Raw genomic sequence first — 19701 nt, 5'->3', positions numbered from 1 at the left:
CATGCAGAGATCGATGGACACACGCCAGTGCAGAAATGACCAGAGCGATCCGGTGCGGTGGGTGTTCAGGGCCAGTGACGAGTGCGAAAGCGGGACCTCCCCGCCCCCGGGCACCTGGGCTGGGCGGGGAGGATACTGTCTGTTTCGCCCGGCACCGACGACATTCAGATGCCGATCGTTCCAATCTTCATACAAAGTGATGAAGGCGGACCGTTGGTATTAAAAAAAATTCACCCAAATTAAACCGAAGTGAGTTAAAAGTTTATTCACGTAAGTAAAAGTAATTGGTGGTGGCCATGCTTTTCCTGCGTCAAGGGTTTGCTTTTCGGGCAGCACGCGCGAGAAACGGGAGGGCATCGGGCATACGTGGGCAAGGGCCTCTCGCCCGGCGCGATCAAACGGCCGCACAACCTGCGCACACGAGAGGTGCGTTGGGTCGGAAGCAATGGGCAAGATTCAATTTCTGAGGAGTTTTTCATGCGAGTTGCAACGAAAGTGCGTGCCACGGTGCTGGCCGCGGCGGTGGGGATTCTGACGGCCTGTGGCGGTGGCGGCGACACCGATGTCACCCAAGCGACGGCGAAAGCCTGGGAGATGACGGATGAGGGCACGGGTTTTGTGGGCAAGGGCGATGTGCAGGTGGCGCTTAACCTGAATAACAAAATGCTGCAAGACAACGCCAGTAAGGTGACATTCCGCACCAGTTCGACCACCGTGACCGAGGTCAGCTGGATCTGTACCAATACAAACAATCAAAGTACCCAAGAGCGTGAAAGAACGACCACCACTACTTCGGAAGGGATCGTCACGTCTGTGGCACGTGAACGCAATCAGGTCACCGGTTTCATCCTGAGCGGCTATGGTGCAGGTCAAACCACGACGACGTCCACAGATGGCCCCCCGCTAAATTCATGTCCTAATAATTGGGTCCTCACCCCCGCAGGAGATCCGGTGACAGTGGGCGACCCTACATTCTCGCCATTGCAGGTCAGTATTGATGGCGAAGTCTGGAAAGATCTGATCTGACCATGTACTATTGAAAGTAGGTCCGGGAGGGCCGTTGCGCGTCGCAAGGACGCAAAGAAAATGGAGGCAAACCGCCTCCATTTTTTCGTCCTGACTTTGTACCGCCAACACCGCCAGCGATTTGCCCTGGGGATAAAGCCACAAGCCGCCATACCGTCACGCTGCGTCAGCCACTGTCTTCCTTCAGCAGCCCACCGGGCGCCTAAACCCTGAGCACCGACGCGTCCGTCACTACCAGCCCCAATGGATAACGCAACCCCGACAGGTGGTCTTCCACGCAGCGCAGCACCAAAGGACTGCGGTGCCTGTCGACACTGGCGCGCACCTCGTCGGGCGTCATCCACAGCGTGCGCACGATACCGGTGTCCAGTGCCTGGTCAGACACTTCTTCACCCAGCTCACCGCAGAATGCGAAGCGCAGGTAGGTGATGTCTTCGCCCGTGGCTTCGCGCTGAAAGCGTGAAAGGTACACGCCCACCAGCGCGGTGGGTTTGAAGTGGTGTGCGGTTTCTTCAAGCGTCTCCCGTGCCACGCCCTGCTCAGGGCTTTCGCCCGGGTCGAGGTGACCCGCCGGGTTGTTCAGGCGCAGACCTTCGGGCGTGTGTTCTTCGATCAGCAGGTAGCGGCCGTTGCGTTCGATGACGGCGGCCACGGTGACGCTGGGTTTCCATCGGGTGTCCATGCCGGCATTATGTGGTGCCGTACAACAACCTCTCTCAGAACACCACACACTGGCTGTGGATGGAGCAGGGAGCGGGGTGGGGAGCGCCGCTTTCATTCAGCGGTCATGTGCAGGAAAAGGGTGGGTGGCCTGTCGCGTCCGGTAAGAAACCGGTTCGCCCCGGTATGGCTTTCGGGTTAAGCTCGCGCGGATTCGTGACGAACCCATGCGAGTGAGGAGACATCCATGCTGCCAGGCGATCCCGCCGAAACAACGCCGAGCGAGAGCCGCTCGACCGCCGCGCCAAAGACGGCCAGGAAAAAGCGGGCCCGTCTACCAGGCCCGCACGCGGCATGCACCTGCACCGACGGCTGACGGAGTCTTCGGTTCGCGAAGACGGCAAAGCTCTGCCGACCCTCGCGCTCGCCTGGATGCTCCGCCCCCATTTCCCTGCTCCTTTCTGAAATCCCTGCTCTAAGGACACTTCCATGACTTCTGGCGCACCCACTGATACCGCCGCCGCCATCGCGGTCGCTCCCACGCCCCAGCGCATTGGCGTGCCGCGCGAGATCTTCCCCGGCGAGAAACGCGTGGCCACCGTGCCCGATGTGGTGACCAAGCTGGTCAAGTTGGGCTTTGGTGTGGTGGTGGAGACGGGCGCAGGCGATCTGGCCGACCTGTCCGACGATGCCTACCGTGAAGCCGGCGCCAGCATCGCCGGCTCGACCACCGAGCTCTGGAACAACAGTGACATCGTCTTCAAGGTGCGTGCGCCCACCCCCGACGAAGTGGCGCTGATGCACGAGGGTCAGACCATCATCGGCTTCCTCTGGCCGGCACAGAACCCGGAGCTGATGCAGCAACTGGCAGCCAGGAAAGTCACGGCATTGTCGATCGACGCGCTGCCGCGCACGCTCAGCCGTGCCCAGAAGATGGACGCGCTGACCTCGATGGCTGGTGTCAGTGGTTACCGTGCCGTGGTGGAAGCGGCCAACGCGTTTGGCCGCTTCTTCAACGGTCAGATCACGGCTGCCGGCAAGGTGCAACCGGCCAAGGTGTTCATCGCCGGTGCCGGTGTGGCAGGCCTGGCCGCCATTGGCGCGGCCGCCAGCCTGGGTGCCATCGTGCGCGCCAACGACACCCGCGCCGAGGTGGCCGATCAGGTGGTTTCGCTGGGCGGCGAGTTCGTCAAGGTCGACTACGAGGAAGAAGGCTCGGGCGGCGGTGGTTACGCCAAGGTCATGAGCGAAGGCTTCCAGGCCGCGCAGCGCGAGATGTACGCGCAGCAGGCAAAGGATGTCGACATCATCATCACCACCGCACTGATTCCCGGCAAGCCGGCGCCCAAGCTGATCACCGCCGAGATGGTCAGGAGCATGAAGCCCGGCAGCGTGATCGTCGATATGGCGGCCGAACAGGGCGGCAACTGCGAACTGACTGTGCCGGGTGAGGCCGTGGTGCGCCACGGCGTGACCATTGTTGGCTACACCGATCTGGCCTCGCGCATGGCCCGCCAGTCTTCCACGCTGTACGGCACCAACCTGTTTCGCCTGACCGAAGAGCTGTGCAAGACCAAGGACGGCGTCATCAACGTCAACATGGAAGACGATGCCATCCGCGGACTGACGGTGGTCAAGGATGGCGAGATCACCTGGCCTGCGCCGCCGCTGGTCGTGGCCGCCAAGCCGGCGGCCAAGCCCGCGGGCCCGGCGGTCGAGAAGAAGGGTGGGCACGGCCACGGCAGTACCGGTCCGCTGCCCGCCAAGAACCTGGCCATCATCTTCGGCGTGGGCGCTCTGGCTTTCTGGTTCATCGGCGCCTACGCCCCGGCGGCCTTCCTTGGCCACTTCACGGTGTTCGTGCTGGCCTGCTTCATTGGCTACATGGTGGTGTGGAACGTGACACCTGCGCTGCACACGCCGCTGATGAGCGTGACCAACGCCATCTCCAGCATCATCGCCATTGGCGCGTTGGTCCAGATTGCGCCCCCGGACCCCTCGGCCGGCGGCCGCCCGGCCGAGTTGATTCACTGGCTGGCCTTTGTCGGCATCACGCTGACCGCCATCAACATGTTCGGCGGTTTCTCGGTGACGCGCCGCATGCTCGCCATGTTCCGCAAATAAAGAGACAAGAACAAGGAAAGACGAACATGTCCCAAAGTCTCACCACGGTGGCTTATCTCGGTGCCGCCATTCTGTTCATCCTGAGTCTGGGTGGCCTGTCCAACCCGGAAACCTCAAGGCGCGGCAACCTGTTCGGCATGATCGGCATGGCCCTGGCCGTGCTGGCAACCATTTTCGGGCCGAGTGTCAGCGCGGCCGGCCTGCCCTGGATCATTGCGGCGCTGGTCATTGGCGGCAGCGTCGGCCTCTACGCCGCCAAAGTGGTCAAGATGACCCAGATGCCCGAGCTGGTGGCGCTCATGCACAGCCTGGTGGGTCTGGCCGCCTGCCTGGTCGGTTTCGCCAGCTATGTCGACACCTCGATCAATTACGAGGGTGCCGAGAAGGTGATCCACGAAGTCGAGATCTACATCGGTATTCTGATCGGGGCGGTCACCTTCTCCGGCTCGCTGATCGCGTTCGGCAAGCTCTCGGGCAAGATCGGCGGCAAGCCGCTGCTGCTGCCGGCGCGCCACTGGCTCAACCTGATCGCTCTGCTGGTGGTGATCTGGTACGGGCGCGAATTCATCCGCGTCGACAGCGTGGCCGACGGCATGACGCCCCTGATCATCATGACGGTGCTCGCACTGCTGTTCGGCATGCACATGGTCATGGCCATCGGTGGTGCGGACATGCCGGTGGTGGTGTCCATGCTCAACAGCTATTCCGGCTGGGCTGCTGCGGCCACCGGCTTCATGCTCAGCAACGATCTGCTGATTGTGACCGGCGCACTGGTGGGCTCCTCCGGCGCCATCCTGTCCTACATCATGTGCAACGCGATGAACCGCAACTTCATCAGCGTGATCGCCGGCGGCTTTGGCAGCGGCGGTGGCAAGCCCGCGCCCAAGACAGACGGCGCGCCCGCCGAGCCGCAGGGTGAAGTGGTGCCAGTGAGCGCCCTTGATACCGCCGAAATGCTGCGTGACGCCAAGAACGTGATCATCGTGCCTGGCTATGGCATGGCGGTGGCGCAGGCCCAGCACACGGTGTTCGAGATCACCCGCACGCTGCGCGAGAAAGGGGTCAATGTGCGATTCGGCATCCACCCGGTGGCCGGCCGCATGCCGGGCCACATGAACGTGCTGCTGGCTGAAGCCAGGGTGCCTTACGACATCGTGTTCGAGATGGACGAACTCAACGACGACTTCCCCGATACCGATGTGGCGATCGTCATCGGCGCCAACGACATCGTCAACCCGGCCGCACAGGACGACCCGACCAGCCCGATCGCCGGCATGCCGGTGCTGGAAGTGTGGAAGGCACGCACCAGCATCGTCATGAAGCGCTCCATGGCCAGCGGTTACGCCGGCGTGGACAACCCCTTGTTCTACAAGGAAAACAACCGCATGCTCTTCGGCGACGCCAAGAAGATGCTCGACGAAGTGCTGGTGGCGTTGAAGGCCTGATCACGCACTGGTCTGGGCAAGACCGCCCCGGCCCGTGCAAACCAGGCGGACCATCGAGCTTTCGTGGTTTTCTGTAGCGCCCGGAAATGGTCTGGTTCGGTTTGCAGAGCCCGGGCGGTTTCAGGTGAGGGTAAAACACGATCGCCTCATCGCTGGGGGTGGGCCAGAATGTAGGGTTGCCGTTCGCCGGGACGGCTGTCTGAACAACATCAACGGAGAGACCGAATGACCGAATCGACGGCCAACCGTCCCTGGCTGGGCGCGTATCCTGAGGGTGTGCCCGCCGACATCGATGTGGCGCAATACCCCTCGCTGGTGCACCTGATGGAGGAGAGCTTCCAGAAGAACGCCGCAAGAACGGCTTACAGCTTCATGGGCAAGGACGTGACGTTCGGGCTCACCGACAGCCTGTCACAGGCTTTTGCCGCTTACCTCCAGGGCCTGGGACTGGTCAAGGGTGATCGCGTGGCCATCATGATGCCCAACGTGCCCCAGTACCCGGTCGTGGTGGCCGGCATCCTGCGCGCCGGCTTCGTCGTGGTCAACGTCAACCCGCTCTACACCGCACGCGAACTGGAGCACCAGCTCAAGGATTCCGGCGCCAAGGCCATCGTCATCATCGAGAACTTCGCCTCCACGCTGCAGCAGTGCATCGGCAACACGCCGGTCAAGCACGTGGTGCTGGCGGCCATGGGTGACATGCTGGGCCTGCTCAAGGGCGCCATCGTGAACTACGTGGTGCGCAACGTGAAAAAGATGGTGCCCACCTTCAGCCTGCCGCAAGCGGTGCGGTTCAACGAGGCCGTGGCGCGTGGCACGCGGGGCAGCCTGAAGCGCCCGGACATCAAGGCCGACGACGTGGCCGTGCTGCAGTACACGGGGGGCACCACGGGTGTGAGCAAGGGCGCTGTGCTGCTGCATCGCAACGTGATCGCCAACGTGCTGCAGTCCGAGGCGTGGAACGACCCCGTCATGCGCAAGGTGCCGGCCGGCGAGCAACCCACCAGCGTGTGCGCGCTGCCGCTGTACCACATCTTCGCTTTCACGGTGAACATGATGCTGTCCATGCGCACCGGCGGCAAGACCATCCTGATCCCCAACCCGCGCGACCTGCCGGCGGTGCTCAAGGAGCTGAGCAAGCACACCTTCCACAGTTTCCCAGCAGTCAACACGCTGTTCAACGGGCTGGCCAACCACCCGGATTTCGGGTCCGTGAACTGGAGCAACCTCAAGGTGTCGGTGGGTGGTGGCATGGCGGTGCAGGGGGCTGTCGCCAAGCTGTGGCTGGACAAGACCGGCTGCCCGATCTGCGAAGGTTATGGCCTGTCGGAAACCAGTCCGTCGGCGAGCTGCAATCCCACCACCAGCACCGAGTACAGCGGCACCATCGGCGTACCGCTGCCCAACACCTGGATGAAGTGTCTGGACGACGATGGCAATGAGGTGCCGCTGGGCCAGCCCGGCGAGATCGCCATCAAAGGTCCGCAGGTCATGGCCGGTTACTGGCAGCGCCCCGACGAGACCGCCAAGGTCATGACCGCCGACGGCTTCTTCAAGACCGGCGACATCGGCGTGATGGACGAACGCGGTTATTTCAAGATCGTCGACCGCAAGAAAGACATGGTGCTGGTCAGCGGCTTCAACGTCTACCCGAACGAGGTCGAGGATGTGGTGGCGCAACTCGACGGCGTGATGGAGTGTGCGGTGGTGGGTGTGCCCGACGACAAGTCGGGCGAGGCCGTGAAGCTGGTCATCGTGAAAAAGGACCCGGCCCTGAGCGAAGAGCAGGTGCGCGCCTACTGCAAGGCCAACCTCACCGGCTACAAACAGCCCAGGGTGATCGAGTTCCGCACCGAACTGCCCAAGACGCCGGTGGGTAAGATCCTGCGTCGCGAACTACGCGACAAGAAGTAGGTCCATCCCCCCGCTGCGGTATGCCTGAGGAAGCCTTGTCCAGCGCCCACCGTGGAACCGGCTTTGCCGGGCCACCAGTGGGGTCCCCCCTTGCAGGGGGGAAGCCGCGAAGCGGCGCAGGGGGGTATCGCCAATCCACTGCCATCGTCTCGGCTCTGCACGACGAACTCGCCAGCGTGCTCGCGCTGATGCCAGACGAACACAGGCAGGCGGTGGGCGGGCGGGATTTCTGGGTGGGGCATTTGCATGGGCAGGACGTGGTGGCGGTGCTCTCGGGCATCGGCAAGGTCGCTGCTGCCACCACCGCCACCTTGCTGATCGAACGCTTTGGCGTGAAGCGCATCGTCTTCACCGGTGTGGCCGGTGGGCTGGGTGTGGGTGTGAACGTGGGCGATGTGGTGTTGGCGCGCAGCTTTCTGCAGCACGACATGGATGCTTCGCCGATCTTTCCGCGTCACGAAGTGCCGGGGTACCAGCGCAGTCGCTTCGATGCAGACAGTCTGCTCACCGACGCGCTGGAACTGGCCTGCGAACGCATGCTGCACACCCTGCCCGCACAACTCGATGCCGCCACAGTGAGTGCATTCGGCCTGCAGGCGCCTCGTCTGCACCAGGGCCTGCTCATCAGCGGTGACCGTTTCGTGTCCACCACCGCCGAGAGCCAGGCCCTGCAGCGCGAGCTGCCCGACGCACTCGCGGTGGAAATGGAAGGCGCAGCCTTCGCCCAGGTCTGCCACGACTTCGGCGTGCCACTGGCCGTGGTGCGCACCATTTCGGACCGCGCCGACGACGCCGCGCATGTGGACTTCCCGCGCTTCCTGCGCGAGGTCGCTTCGCGCTACAGCGGTGCCATCATAGAAGCACTGGCGTAGTGGCCAACTCTGCATCGGAGCAAGGCGACCCCGGTTCGTGGTGCCGTTGGCGAGCATGCTTTCCGGCGCGATGTGCCTGAAGCCTGGGATACCGTCGGACCGGCTTTGCCGGACGACTGGTATCGCCCCCTTGAGGGGGTCGCGCGCAGCGCGGCGGGGGTGGGCTTAACGGAGCCAGCCCCGCTTGCGAAAGTACACCATCGGCACCACGGCCGACAACACCATCAGGGCGATGGCAAACGGGTAGCCGTACGACCACTCCAGTTCGGGCATGAACTGGAAGTTCATGCCGTAGCTGCTGGCCACCAGCGTGGGTGGCAGCAGCGACACACTGGCCACCGAGAAGATCTTGATGATCTTGTTCTGGTTGATGTTGATGAAACCCACGGTGGCGTCCATCAGGAAGTTGATCTTGTCGAACAGGAACGCGGTGTGGCTGTCGAGCGAGTCCAGGTCGCGCAGGATCTGGCGCGCGTCTTCAAACTGCTCGACGCTGAGCAGGCGGCTGCGCATCATGAAGCTGACCGCGCGCCGGGTATCCATCACGTTGCGGCGGATGCGGCCCGACATGTCCTCGTGACGCGCGATGGCCGAGAGGGCTTCACTGAGCAGGTTGTCTGATGCGTTGCTGTTGAGCACCTGGGCGCTGACGATCTCGATTTCGTCGTAGATGTCTTCCAGCGTGTCGGCGCAGTACTCGGCGTCGGCGTCGAACAGCATCAGCAGCACGTCCTTGGCGTCATCGATCAGGCCAGGCATGCGCCGGGCGCGCATGCGCAGCAGGCGAAACACCGGCACGTCTTCATCGTGGATCGAGAACAGCACACCCTGGCTCTTGAGCTTGTCGTTGTGCTCGTTGAGAATGAACGCCACGCGGACCGAGCGAGGTTTCTCGTCTGCCGTGATCAAGAAGTCGCTGCGCACATGCAGCTCGCCGTTGTCTTCCTCAAAGAACCGCGCCGATTCCTCGATGTCTTCGTCCATCGCGTCTTCCGGGATCGACAGGCCGAAATGCTGCTTGACCCAGCGGCGTTCTTCGGGGGTGGGGTCTTCCAGGTCGACCCAGATGGGCTTGAACCGGGCCAGCTCTTCGAGCGACTCGATTTCTTCCTGGAAAAGGCGGCCATTGGCCAGCGTGAAGACGTTGAGCATGCGTGCGCTCCCGGCGGTTTACGGATTCTGTGATGGGGCGGGCATGGCTGCCGCGCCGCGACGGGCTTGGGGGCGCTTTCAGCCGACCGTCTGCCTGATCACAGCCACCGCAGCAGGGGGGCGAGGCTCAGGCGAAACTGGAGGGGACTGAAAGCACACAACTGGGAGGCGTGCTGTCCATGGTGGGTTTCGGGGGAAGTATGGCGCGCAATTATGTCACTGTAGAGGAAGGCTCCCCCCGCGCCGCTTCGCGTCACCCCCTCTCTCGCCTTCGGCGGGAAGGGCATCACTTGAGTTCCGTCCTGAGCTTGTCGAAGGGCGGTTCCTCGGTGATCCTGGCCGACTCAGTCACTGGCGATCCGGGGGTTCCCCTGCTGGCGTGGGCTCAAAGAAATCCAGCACCTCATCCTTGCGGCGCCAGGCATCGCCTTCGCCGAGTGAAATCAGGGCGTTGACGAAGTCGGGTTCGAACAGCAGGTAGCTCGCCAGCGAGGCCGCGCTGCCTGCCGAGCCTCGTTTGGTGTCGAGCGCTCCCAGGCCGGCGAGGGTGTTTCGGGTGGACACCGGCAGCGCCCCGATGTGTTTGAGCGCCATTTCGTCGAGTGAGAAAGTGGGCTGAATGGCCAGCACGCGCACAGGTCGGTACGGCAGGGCGGCCGCCAGCGCAGGGGGCAGCCGGCTGAGGGTCTGGCTGACGCGCTGCACCTGTTCCACATCGGCCTGCAGCGTGTCGTGAAACACGCTGGCCATGGCATGCCCGGCGATGGTGCCGGCGGTGGGTTCGTCGCTGGTGGGCGCGCTCATGCCCGAACGCTGGGGCTGACCCACGCCAACCACCAATAGCCGGCGAGCGCCGAACTGGATGGCGGGAGACAGGGGTGAGAGCTGTCGCATGGAACCGTCGCCGAAGTGCTCCTTGCGACCATCCACCCACAGCGGCACGGCGGGGAACAGGAAGGGGATGGCGCTGGAGGCCATCAGGTGTTCGATGGTGATGGGTTGGAATTCGGCCCGTCGGCCTGGCCGGTGCCATGGCGCCACGGGGTGGCCCGGCCGCGTCTGGCAGAAGGTCCAGTGTTCACCGGTGGAGTAGCTGGAGGCGGTCACACCCAGGGCATCGATGTGTCCTTGCTCCAGCGCCTTCTCCAGGGCGGCCAGGTCGATGGCGCGGTGCAGGGTGTCGACCAGTGGCAGGGTGTCGAGCAGGGCGCGGTGGCGCTTCACCTGGCGCGCGAGTGTCCAGCCGGCCACCACGCGGTTGGTGCGCACCCAGCGGGGGGCGTCGAGCGCGTACACCTGTGACGAACGCAGCCCGCTCCAGAAAGCGGCCAGCATGGGCAAGGCTTCCAGGCCGTGCCAGGACCGGCTGCCAAGGAACGCCGCGTTCAACGCACCGGCTGAAGTGCCGAACAGCCACTGGAAGGGGAAGGCGGGAATGGCGTTGGGTGTGGTTGCGGGGGCACGGGCAGCCAGCATGGCCGCCACCGCCTTGAGGACGCCCGCCTGGTAGGCCGTGCGCGCGCCGCCGCCCATGAGCACCAGCGCGCACGCGCCAGGCCGCTCAGGGAGGGCGGGCGGTGTGAGCAGATTGCGTGAGATCAGCGTGTCGAGCGACAAAGTGCAAAACGCCTTGCCATGCGTGGCAAGCCGGGGGAGCAAAAGTTGCTGAAATCATGACACAGCGCCAGGCTTGAGCCACGTGGGATTTGCCCAGGTGTTTTCGCGCGACGACAACTATTCTGCAGCGGCGATGGGCAAGCCGACGAGGCGCTCCAGTTCGGCGTGTTCCAGCCCGTCTACCGCGTCGATCAGGCGCAGACCCAGCGGTGTGCATTCGAGCGTGGCCAGGTCACTGTAGATGCGCTTGACGCAGCCGATGCCGGTGAGCGGGTAGGTGCAGTGCGGCACCACCTTGCTGGCGCCCTGCTTGGTCAGCAGGTCCATCATCACCCAGGTTTGCTTGGCGCCGATGGCCAGATCCATGGCGCCGCCGACGGCGGGAATGCTGCCCGGCTCGCCGGTGCTCCAGTTGGCCAGGTCGCCAGTGGCGGATACCTGGAAGGCGCCGAGCACGCAGATGTCCAGGTGGCCGCCGCGCATCATGCCGAAGCTGTCGGCGTGGTGGAAGTACGCTCCACCCGGCAGCAGCGTCACCGGCTGCTTGCCGGCGTTGATGAGGTCGTAGTCTTCTTCGCCCTGCGCCGGCGCCGGGCCCATGCCCAGGATGCCGTTCTCGCTGTGCAGGATCACTTCGCGTCCGGCCGGGATGTGGTTGGCCACCAGCGTGGGCTGGCCAATGCCGAGGTTCACGTAGGCGCCATCGAAGATGTCCTGTGCCACGCGTTTCGCCAGTTCGTCCTTGGTGCGTTTTGCGTAAGTGCGAGCCGTCGCCGGGCCGCCCCAAGACGGCTCAGCCCCCCCGGGGGGCAGCGACCCGCGAAGCGGCGGAGCGTGGGGGTCAATCTTGTTCATGCAGTCTCCTTGAAACCACCGGCCTGCGTGGCCACGCGCGGAATCTGAACCACCGCGCTCACATGGATGCCGGGCGTGACGATGGTCTCCGGATCCAGCGTGCCGAGTTCGGCGATCTCGAACACGCTGGCGACCGTGCGTTTCGCAGCGGTGGCCATCACCGGACCGAAGTTGCGTGCGGCCTTGCGGTAGGTGAGGTTGCCCCAGCGGTCGCCGCGCTCGGCCTTGATGAGTGCCACGTCGCCAAAGATGGGGTATTCCAGCACATAGGGGCGGTCGTTGATCACGCGGGTTTCCTTCAGCGTGCCATCCGGGTGCTTGGCCAGGTCGGTGCCGAAGCCGGTGGGTGTGAAGAAGGCACCAATGCCGGCGCCCGCGGCACGCAGGCGCTCGGCCAGGTTGCCCTGGGGCACCAGTTCCAGCTCCAGCTTGCCTGAGCGGTACAGGCCGTCGAACACGTGGCTGTCGGCCTGGCGGGGAAAGCTGCAGATGACCTTGCGCACGCGCCCGGTTTTCAGCAACGCTGCCAGGCCGTGGTCGCCGTTGCCGGCATTGTTGTTCACCACCGTGAGCTCGCGCGCGCCCTGATCGATCAGGCCGTCGATGAGTTCGTTGGGAATGCCGGCGGTACCGAAGCCGCCAATGAGCACGGTGGCGCCGTCGGCAATGCCGGTCAGCGCGTCGGCCACGGACGCGCTCAGCTTGTTGATCAAAACGGTCTCCTCGGTGGTGAGTGACCCGCGAACGCGCCTAGGAGCCTGCGCGGCAGAACGACATCGGCTGCAACGCATGGAGAAAAGTCCCACTTCGCCCCCGTTTGTCCGGCTGTGGCTACGGCCACAGTCCTCAAAATCGGCGCCGAATAGGGCTCTTTTCCCACGCGTTTCGCTTCGATGCCTTCTGCCGCGCAGGCTCCTAGCGCGGCACCGGCCCTGGGGAATTATGTCGGTGCCTCTGGACGTCAGTGGGACGCTGCCGAAAAACTGATTTTCAGTCGATCCGTTGCAGGACCGCTTCGCTGCTCGGACACTCTGCGTCGAACCCACCCAACAAATGGAGACAAGCGTGAGCAAACGAATCGGATGGATCGGCCTGGGCCGCATGGGCGAAGCCATGGTGAAACAACTGACCCAGGCGGGCCACAAGGTTGAGGTGTGGAACCGCACCCGCAGCAAGGCCGAGCCGCTGGCGAAATATGGTGCGGTGCTGGTCAACAGCAAGCAGGATCTGGCTGGCTGCGATGCGGTCTTCACCATGGTGTCCACCACCGCGGACCTGAAGGAAGTGCTGTTCGGTGAGGGCGGCCTCATGACCGGCACCACCAGACCAAAAACCCTGATCGACAGCTCGTCCATCTCGCAGGAAGGTTCGGCTGAAATCCGCGAACGGCTCGAAGCCATGGGCGTGGCCTACCTGTGCGCGCCGGTGTCCGGCAACGCCAAGGTGGCCAAGGCCGGCAAGCTGCTGCTGGTGGCGTCGGGACCGAAGGCGCTGTTTGATGAACACCAGCCCTATCTCGCCGCCATTTCGCGCAAGGCCATGTGGGTGGGCGAGGGCGAGCTGGCGCGGGTGTGGAAGATCGCGCACAACACCATGTTCGGCGTGATCATCCAGAGCCTTTGCGAGATCACGGTACTGGCCGAAAAGGCCGGCATTCCACGCCATGTGTTCCTGGAAAGCATCAACGATTCGGTGCTGGGCAGCATGTACACCCGCTACAAGACGCCGGTGCTGACCAAGCTCAATTTCGATCAGGTCACCTTCACGCCCAAGCTGCTCCTGAAAGACATGGACCTGGGCCTGGGTGCTGCCAAGGCGCACGGGGTGGCCATGCCTTCGGCGGCGGCCACGCGCGAGAGCATTGCGCGCATGGTGGGCCGGGGCTATGACGACATCGACTTCGCGGTGCTGCTGAAGGAAACCGCCGCCGATGCCGGCCTCACCCTCAAGCCCGAGGACGTCGACGTCTCCGATGGCCTGAGCAGCTGAGCACCCCCATGGCACAGCGCACGCTGATTCGCGGGGCCACGGTCATCACCATGGATGCGCAGGGCGACCTGCCGCAGGCCGACATCCTGGTGAGCGGCGACACCCTGACCGCCATCGCTCCCACCCTTGCCGTGGACGAGGCCCAGGTGGTCGATGGCCGTGGCTGCATCGTCATCCCGGGGCTCATCAACGCCCACATGCACACCTGGCAGACCGCGCTGCGTGGTGTGGCCGCCAACTGGACGCTGCTGCAGTATTTCCAGAACATGCACGCCGGTCTGGCCACGGCGTTCACGCCCGACGATCTGCACATCGCCACCCTGGTGGGAGCGCTCAACCAGCTCAACTGTGGCACCACCACCCTGGTCGACTGGTGCCACAACAACCCCACGCCCGCGCACAACGACGCGGCGGTGGCCGCGCTGCTGGAGTCGGGCATTCGTGCGGCGTTTTTCCATGGTACGCCCAAGCCCGACCCGCAACCCGGCCAGACCCCGTTCTGGGAGGTGCCGCACCCGCGCGCCGAGGTGGAGCGCCTGATGAAGGCGCATCAGGGCCAGCCGCTGCTGAGCGTGCACGCCGCTGTGCTGGGTCCGCACTACAGCACGCTGGACGTGGCCATTCACGACTTCCGCATGGCGCAGGAACTGGGCATCATCGCCTCGCTGCACCAGGGCGGCGGCCCGGCCCGCACGCCCGACGGCTGGGAGCGGCTGGAGGCACTTGGTCTGCTGGGGCCGAACGTCAACATCGTGCACGGCCACGCGCTGACCGATGAACAACTCAGGCGCTTCTGTGACCTGGGCATGAGCTTCTCGGCCGCGGCCGAGAGCGAGATGTCGCAAGGCCACGGCCATCCACTGACTGGTCGTCTGCGCGCGCTGGGTCGCGCGCCTTCGCTGGGCGTGGATCTGGAAAGCGTGATGAGCGGCGACATGATCAGCCAGGCGCGTATTGCGCTGGGCATCCAGCGCAGCCTGGACAACGTGGCCTACCGCGCCGAGCACGGCAGCATCCCGCCCACCTCCACGGTGACCACGCGCGAAGCCCTGAGCTGGATCACGGTGGAGGGTGCGCGGATGCTGGGCATGCAGGACCGCATCGGCAGCCTGGCGCCCGGCAAGCAGGCCGACCTGGTGGTGATTCGTGCGGACGAGATCAACATGCAGCCGGTGCACGACCCGGTCAGCGCCGTGGTGTTCCAGGCCAGCCTGGCCAACATCGACAGCGTGATGGTGGCCGGTCAGTGGGTCAAGCGCGAAGGTCGCCTGCTGGGTGTGAACCTGCCGCCGCTGCTGAGCGCGCTGCGCGAGTCCGGCGACAAGATCACCCGCGCCATGGGGATGCGGTGATACACCCCCGCCGCGCTGCGCGCGACCCCCTCGAGGGGGCACACCTTCGGACCGGCGAAGGCGGATCCTGGGTGTTGCTGGATGGGGGGCACGCGCTCCGGGCGCGGGGCTGCGGCAGCGACTCCCATTGAGTCGGAAGAAAACAAGAACGGTTTCCGGTTCCGCTGGGCAGCGCTTTTCTTGAAGCGCCCCGGTGGTGTCATTCACCCAGAAGGAGACAAAGCAATGAAGAAGATGTTGAGCATGAGGGGTCTGGTGGCCGCTGCGGTTTGCGCGCTGACGGTCGGTTCGTCCTGGGCACAGCCTTACCCCAGCAGACCCATCACCCTGGTGGTGCCTTTCACCGCCGGCAGCGGCACCGACCTGATCGCCCGCGTGGTGGCCGAGGCGATGCAGCGCAGCATGGGCCAGCCGGTGACGGTGGACAACCGACCCGGCGCAGGCGGTACGGTGGGCGCCGGCCAGGTGGCGCGTGCCGAGCCCGATGGTTACACGGTGCTGATTCCTTCTTCCAGCCATGCGGTCAACCCGGCGGTGTACCCCAATCTGCCCTATGACACCTTGCGCGATCTCACCGGCATCACCCCGCTGGCGGCGCTGCCCAACGTGATGGTCACCGGCCCGGGCAAGGGCTGGAAGACGGCAGGTGAAGCCGTGGCGGCGGCCAGGGCCCGACCGGGCCAGATCAACTACGCCTCGGCTGGCGTGGGCAGTGCCACCCACCTCAACGCCGAAAAATTCCGGCTCCAGGCCGACATCACCGCCACGCATGTGCCCTACCGCGGCACCCCCGAGGCGCTGGCGGATGTGATGGGGGACCGGGTGGACTGGTTCTTCTCGCCGTTGTCTTCCGCCCTGCCGCTGATCCGCGATAACAAGCTGGTGCCGCTGGCCGTGAGCACCGCCGAGCGCCATTCCGCGCTGCCCAATGTGCCCACCACGGTGGAAGCCGGCATTCCCGGTTCCGACTTTGTATTCTGGGTCGGCATGGTGGTGCACGCCCAGACACCCCCTGCGATCGTCCAGCGGCTGCACGCCGAGGCCATCAAGGCGCTCAACGATCCGGACGTGAAAGACCGCCTGGCGCGCCAGGCGGCGGTGCCGTTTCCCATGACGCCTGAGCAGTTCAACCAGTTCATCCGCACCGAGATGGATGCCGCTGCGCGCATCGCGAAAGCGGCCAACCTCAAGCCCCAATGAGCACTTCCGAACCGTTGCGCGTCCACGTCATTGGCGTGGGCAAGATGGGCTTGCCCATGGCACGCCACCTGCTGGCCGCTGGCCATGCGGTGACGGTGGAAGACCCTGCAGCCGGGCGGCTGTCGCTGGCCAGCGAGGCCGGGCTGGCGGTGACCGATGGTCTGGGCGCTGCCGAGGTGATCGTGTCGTCGCTCCCGCACGACGCCGCGCTGCTGGCGGTGAGCGATCGCGTGGCACAGGTGGCCAGCGCCAGCGCCGTGTGGATCGACACCAGCACGGTCTCGCCCGGCGCATCCGCCTGCGTGGCCGAACGCCTGGTGGCGCCCGGCGTGCAGTACTTGCGCTGCACCGTGTCTGGCAACAACCACATGGCCGAAGCGGCGCAGCTCACGGTGATGGCCTCCGGCCCGAAGGCCTTGCACGAACGCCTGCTGCCGCTGCTGCGCTGCTGGGGCCCCAACCACTTCTGGCTGGGTGAAGCCGAGCAGGCGCGGCTGATGAAGCTGGTGGTCAATCTCATGATCGCGCAGACCAGCGCCATGCTGGCCGAAGCGCTCACGCTGGGGCAGAAGGGCGGTTTGGACTGGGAAGACATGTGGCAGGTGATCGGCGCCAGCGCGGTGGCCTCGCCCATCGTCAAGGCCAAGAGCGCGCAGCTGAGCCGGAACGACTACACCCCCACTTTCACCGTGGGTCAGATGAACAAGGACATTGACCTGATCCTGGGCGAAGGCGCGCGCCTGCATGTGCCGCTCACCCAGACTGCCGCGACGCGCCAGCTCATGGCGGCAGCGCAGGCGCAGGGTGATGCAGAACTCGACTATGCGGCCATCATCCGCGTTGTCCAGCGCGCCTCCGGACTGGTCGTTTAGGGGCATACCGATGAAATCCTTTGTCTACCAAGGCCTGCCGAGTCGTGTGGTGTTCGGCGCCGGTTCGCTGGAACAGCTGCCCCAGGCCATCGAGGCCATGGGCGCGCAGCGCGCGCTGGTGTTGTGCACACCCGAACAGCGTGCCGGTGCCGAGCGCGTGGCCGCGCTGCTGGGCGACCGGGCGGCGGGCGTGTTCGACCGGGCCGTGATGCACGTACCCATCGAGACCGCCCGCGAAGCGCGCGAAGTGGCGCGCCGCATGGGAGCGGACTGTGCCGTGGCCATCGGGGGTGGCTCCACCACCGGTCTGGGCAAGGCCATTGCTCTGGACTCGGGTCTGCCCATCCTGGCCATTCCGACCACCTATGCCGGTTCGGAAATGACGCCCATTTACGGCATCACAGAAGCGGGTTTGAAGAAAACCGGGCGTGACATGCGCGTGCTGCCGCGCAGCGTGATTTACGACCCTTTGCTCACGCTCAGCTTGCCGGTGGGATTGAGTGTGACCAGTGGCATCAATGCCATCGCACACGCGGCAGAGGGCCTGTACTCGGTCGAAGGCAATCCGGTGATCGACCTCATGGCCGAAGAAGGCATCGCCGCCATCGGCCGCGCGCTGCCGCGCATACAGGCCAATCCGCAAGACGTGGAAGCCCGCAGCGACGCGCTCTATGGCGCTTGGCTCTGCGGCATCGTGCTGGGTTCGGTGGGCATGGCGCTGCACCACAAGCTCTGCCACACGCTGGGCGGCAGCTTCAACCTGCCGCACGCCGAAACCCACACCATCGTGCTGCCGCACGCACTGGCCTACAACGCCGCGGCCGCGCCTCAGGCCATGCAGCGCATCGCCCGCGCACTGGGACGCAGCGATGGTCATGCGGCTCAGGCGGTGTTTGATCTGGCCCAGTCGAACGGCGCGCCCGTTGCGCTCAAGCACATCGGCATGAAGGCCGAAGACCTGGACCGCGCCTGCGAAATCGCCCTGCAGAACCAGTACCCAAACCCGAGGCCGCTGGAGACCGGGGCCATCCGGAAGCTGCTGGACGATGCTTTTGAAGGGCGGCGGCCGGATTGACGCCGCTGTCAGGCGTTGAGCGGTGCGAAGGGCCGGGTGCGGTGCCGCCGCCGTGTGGTTCGATGGCTTGCGGAACTTGGCGCTTGTGCGCAAGCGCGTGCCCATCAGGCCGATCATCAGGCGGTGTTGCTCGGTGTATCCGTTTGAACCCAGGTACCTGTAGCACCCGGGACCCGTCCCCGTGACCACACGCTTTCATGCCCTCTTTTCTTCCGCCGCCTGAAATACCCGGCATGAAAGCGCCCTCGACCGCACTCACACTGTTGCTGGCCACCGGAGCGGGGCTGAGCGTTGCCTCGCTCTACTACAGCCAGCCCATGCTGCCGGGTGTGGCGCAGGACCTGCAAGCCAGCGATGGCGCGATCGGCGCCGTGCCCATGCTCACGCAACTGGGCTATGCCCTGGGCATTCTTCTGCTCGCCCCGCTCGGTGACCGCTACGACCGTCGCAGCGTCATGCTGATCAAGTCGGTGCTGCTGGCGATCAGTCTGCTGGCCAGCGCGCTGGCTCCCGGCATTGGCTGGCTGTTGCTGGCCAGTCTGTGCGTGGGCCTCACCGCCACGCTGGCACAGGATTTTGTACCTGCGGCCGTTTCGCTGGCACCGGTGGCGCAGCGCGGCAAGGCCGTGGGCACGGTGATGACCGGTCTGCTGCTGGGCATTTTGCTGTCGCGCGTGGTGGCCGGCGCGGTCGCACAGGTGGCGGGCTGGCGCACCATGTTCGGCATCGCGGCACTGGGTGTGCTGTTGCTGGCGTGGGCGGTGCGTGGTGGCGTGCCTTCGTTCCCCGCCACCACGCAACTGGGATACCGTGCACTGCTGGCTTCCATGCTGGGGCTGTGGCGACAGTACCCGGTGCTGCGTCGCGCGGCCATTGCACAAGGCGTGCTTGCGCTGGGATTCAGCGCCTTCTGGTCCACCCTGGCCGTGATGCTGCACACGCGATTCGGTTTTGGCAGCGGCGTGGCAGGCGCCTTCGGATTGGCAGGTGCTGCCGGTGCACTGGCAGCACCGCTGGCCGGGCGCCTGGCGGACCGGCGTGGGCCGCGCAGGGTGGCCATTCTGGGTGCCGTCCTGGCAGCGGTGTCGTTCGCCGCGCTGGCCGGCATGGCCGTGTTGCCCGTCTCCGGGCAGGTGCTGCTGCTGGTCGTCGCGGCCATCGGTTTCGACTTCGGCGTGCAGGCCTCACTGATCGCACACCAGAGCACCATCTATGGCCTGGACCCCAACGCACGCAGCCGTCTGAACGCACTGCTGTTCACCGGCATGTTCATCGGCATGTCAGGTGGAGCACTCGTCGGCACCCTGGCTCTGGCGCAGTGGGGCTGGCCGGCGATCATGGTGATCGGGGTGCTGAGTTCGGTGGCGGCCGCAGTCTGGCGGTGGCGGAGTTAATGAGCACTTACTTTTCCCCCTGCGCCAGCGAGTCGCAGCCAGAGAAGTGATCTGGAATCCGGGTTAACCCGGATGCACCGGTGAGCACCTGTCTCTATTATCTGTATACGGTATACAGAGTACAAAACCACGGTCTTCAGATCGAACGCCATTC

The 19701-nt window shown here is 65.0% G+C and carries 16 protein-coding genes; 11 read left to right on the top strand and 5 right to left on the bottom strand.

The genetic code is table 11. The annotated features are described in order from the left end of the window. The first annotated feature begins 477 nt into the window (after window positions 1-477). Window positions 478-1026, top strand: coding sequence for a hypothetical protein (locus Q7V46_RS14580; protein ID WP_304914278.1), 549 nt, complete (start codon window positions 478-480; stop codon window positions 1024-1026). Between the two features lie 202 nt (window positions 1027-1228). On the opposite strand, the gene Q7V46_RS14575 is transcribed toward Q7V46_RS14580, so the two are convergent. After that, entirely contained in the window at window positions 1229-1708 is a 480-nt protein-coding gene (locus Q7V46_RS14575) for an NUDIX hydrolase (RefSeq protein WP_304914277.1), read from the bottom strand. 467 nt (window positions 1709-2175) lie between these two features. Between Q7V46_RS14575 and Q7V46_RS14570 the strand changes: the two genes are divergently transcribed. The 4 genes from Q7V46_RS14570 (at window position 2176) to Q7V46_RS14555 (ending at window position 8041) form a co-directional block, all read left to right on the top strand. Beyond that, a complete protein-coding gene (locus tag Q7V46_RS14570) occupies window positions 2176-3810 on the top strand; it encodes a Re/Si-specific NAD(P)(+) transhydrogenase subunit alpha (RefSeq protein WP_304914276.1) in 1635 nt (544 codons plus the stop codon). 26 nt (window positions 3811-3836) lie between these two features. Continuing rightward, a complete protein-coding gene (pntB, locus tag Q7V46_RS14565) occupies window positions 3837-5255 on the top strand; it encodes a Re/Si-specific NAD(P)(+) transhydrogenase subunit beta (protein ID WP_304914275.1) in 1419 nt (472 codons plus the stop codon). 225 nt (window positions 5256-5480) lie between these two features. Further along, window positions 5481-7169, top strand: coding sequence for a long-chain-fatty-acid--CoA ligase (locus Q7V46_RS14560; RefSeq protein ID WP_304914274.1), 1689 nt, complete (start codon window positions 5481-5483; stop codon window positions 7167-7169). 188 nt (window positions 7170-7357) lie between these two features. Next, window positions 7358-8041 carry a 5'-methylthioadenosine/adenosylhomocysteine nucleosidase gene (locus Q7V46_RS14555; RefSeq protein WP_370690348.1) on the top strand — a complete coding sequence of 228 codons (684 nt, stop codon included), beginning with the start codon at window positions 7358-7360 and terminating at the stop codon, window positions 8039-8041. Window positions 8042-8206: 165 nt separating this feature from the next. Here Q7V46_RS14555 and corA read toward each other — a convergent pair whose 3' ends face one another. The 4 genes from corA to Q7V46_RS14535 all read right to left on the bottom strand — a co-directional run bounded on the left by corA (window position 8207) and on the right by Q7V46_RS14535 (window position 12378). After that, window positions 8207-9193: a magnesium/cobalt transporter CorA gene (gene corA / locus Q7V46_RS14550; protein WP_304914273.1), complete on the bottom strand. Its 987-nt coding sequence runs from the start codon at window positions 9191-9193 to the stop codon at window positions 8207-8209. A 348-nt stretch (window positions 9194-9541) separates the two neighbouring features. Beyond that, window positions 9542-10852, bottom strand: coding sequence for a patatin-like phospholipase family protein (locus tag Q7V46_RS14545; RefSeq protein ID WP_304914272.1), 1311 nt, complete (start codon window positions 10850-10852; stop codon window positions 9542-9544). Between the two features lie 75 nt (window positions 10853-10927). Continuing rightward, window positions 10928-11665: a 3-oxoacid CoA-transferase subunit B gene (locus Q7V46_RS14540; RefSeq protein ID WP_304914271.1), complete on the bottom strand. Its 738-nt coding sequence runs from the start codon at window positions 11663-11665 to the stop codon at window positions 10928-10930. Beyond that, a complete protein-coding gene (locus tag Q7V46_RS14535) occupies window positions 11662-12378 on the bottom strand; it encodes a 3-oxoacid CoA-transferase subunit A (protein ID WP_304914270.1) in 717 nt (238 codons plus the stop codon). The genes Q7V46_RS14540 and Q7V46_RS14535 overlap by 4 nt, the downstream gene beginning before the upstream one ends. 352 nt (window positions 12379-12730) lie before the next feature. On the opposite strand from Q7V46_RS14535, the gene Q7V46_RS14530 reads away from it, so the two are divergent. From Q7V46_RS14530 to Q7V46_RS14505, 6 genes are all read left to right on the top strand, one after another. Beyond that, window positions 12731-13654, top strand: a complete 924-nt coding sequence (locus Q7V46_RS14530; RefSeq protein ID WP_304914269.1) for an NAD(P)-dependent oxidoreductase — start codon at window positions 12731-12733, stop codon at window positions 13652-13654. Window positions 13655-13662: 8 nt separating this feature from the next. Then, window positions 13663-15006 carry an amidohydrolase family protein gene (locus Q7V46_RS14525; protein WP_304914268.1) on the top strand — a complete coding sequence of 448 codons (1344 nt, stop codon included), beginning with the start codon at window positions 13663-13665 and terminating at the stop codon, window positions 15004-15006. A gap of 225 nt (window positions 15007-15231) precedes the next feature. Then, complete coding sequence (locus Q7V46_RS14520) at window positions 15232-16206, top strand: tripartite tricarboxylate transporter substrate binding protein (RefSeq protein ID WP_304914267.1); 975 nt, start codon at window positions 15232-15234, stop codon at window positions 16204-16206. Beyond that, window positions 16203-17078, top strand: a complete 876-nt coding sequence (locus Q7V46_RS14515) for an NAD(P)-dependent oxidoreductase (RefSeq protein ID WP_304914266.1) — start codon at window positions 16203-16205, stop codon at window positions 17076-17078. Before Q7V46_RS14520 ends, Q7V46_RS14515 begins: the two co-directional genes overlap by 4 nt. Window positions 17079-17088: 10 nt before the next feature. After that, window positions 17089-18153, top strand: a complete 1065-nt coding sequence (locus tag Q7V46_RS14510; protein WP_304914265.1) for a maleylacetate reductase — start codon at window positions 17089-17091, stop codon at window positions 18151-18153. 233 nt (window positions 18154-18386) lie between these two features. Then, window positions 18387-19547, top strand: coding sequence for an MFS transporter (locus tag Q7V46_RS14505; protein WP_304914264.1), 1161 nt, complete (start codon window positions 18387-18389; stop codon window positions 19545-19547). Window positions 19548-19701 lie beyond the last annotated feature (154 nt).

The organism is Hydrogenophaga sp. (assembly GCF_030651625.1).
Taxonomy (GTDB): domain Bacteria; phylum Pseudomonadota; class Gammaproteobacteria; order Burkholderiales; family Burkholderiaceae_C; genus Hydrogenophaga.
This window is presented reverse-complemented; position numbering and strand designations above follow the sequence as displayed.

Bases quoted from the DNA above. Each gene is read 5' to 3' on its own strand.
- Q7V46_RS14555 (WP_370690348.1), top strand. From the start codon at position 7,358: ATGCCAGACGAACACAGGCAGGCGGTGGGCGGGCGGGATTTCTGGGTG.
- Q7V46_RS14575 (WP_304914277.1), bottom strand. From the start codon at position 1,708: ATGGACACCCGATGGAAACCCAGCGTCACCGTGGCCGCCGTCATCGAA.
- Q7V46_RS14515 (WP_304914266.1), top strand. From the start codon at position 16,203: ATGAGCACTTCCGAACCGTTGCGCGTCCACGTCATTGGCGTGGGCAAG.
- Q7V46_RS14510 (WP_304914265.1), top strand. From the start codon at position 17,089: ATGAAATCCTTTGTCTACCAAGGCCTGCCGAGTCGTGTGGTGTTCGGC.
- Q7V46_RS14525 (WP_304914268.1), top strand. From the start codon at position 13,663: ATGGCACAGCGCACGCTGATTCGCGGGGCCACGGTCATCACCATGGAT.
- corA (WP_304914273.1), bottom strand. From the start codon at position 9,193: ATGCTCAACGTCTTCACGCTGGCCAATGGCCGCCTTTTCCAGGAAGAA.
- Q7V46_RS14570 (WP_304914276.1), top strand. From the start codon at position 2,176: ATGACTTCTGGCGCACCCACTGATACCGCCGCCGCCATCGCGGTCGCT.
- Q7V46_RS14505 (WP_304914264.1), top strand. From the start codon at position 18,387: ATGAAAGCGCCCTCGACCGCACTCACACTGTTGCTGGCCACCGGAGCG.
- pntB (WP_304914275.1), top strand. From the start codon at position 3,837: ATGTCCCAAAGTCTCACCACGGTGGCTTATCTCGGTGCCGCCATTCTG.
- Q7V46_RS14580 (WP_304914278.1), top strand. From the start codon at position 478: ATGCGAGTTGCAACGAAAGTGCGTGCCACGGTGCTGGCCGCGGCGGTG.
- Q7V46_RS14560 (WP_304914274.1), top strand. From the start codon at position 5,481: ATGACCGAATCGACGGCCAACCGTCCCTGGCTGGGCGCGTATCCTGAG.
- Q7V46_RS14540 (WP_304914271.1), bottom strand. From the start codon at position 11,665: ATGAACAAGATTGACCCCCACGCTCCGCCGCTTCGCGGGTCGCTGCCC.
- Q7V46_RS14520 (WP_304914267.1), top strand. From the start codon at position 15,232: ATGAAGAAGATGTTGAGCATGAGGGGTCTGGTGGCCGCTGCGGTTTGC.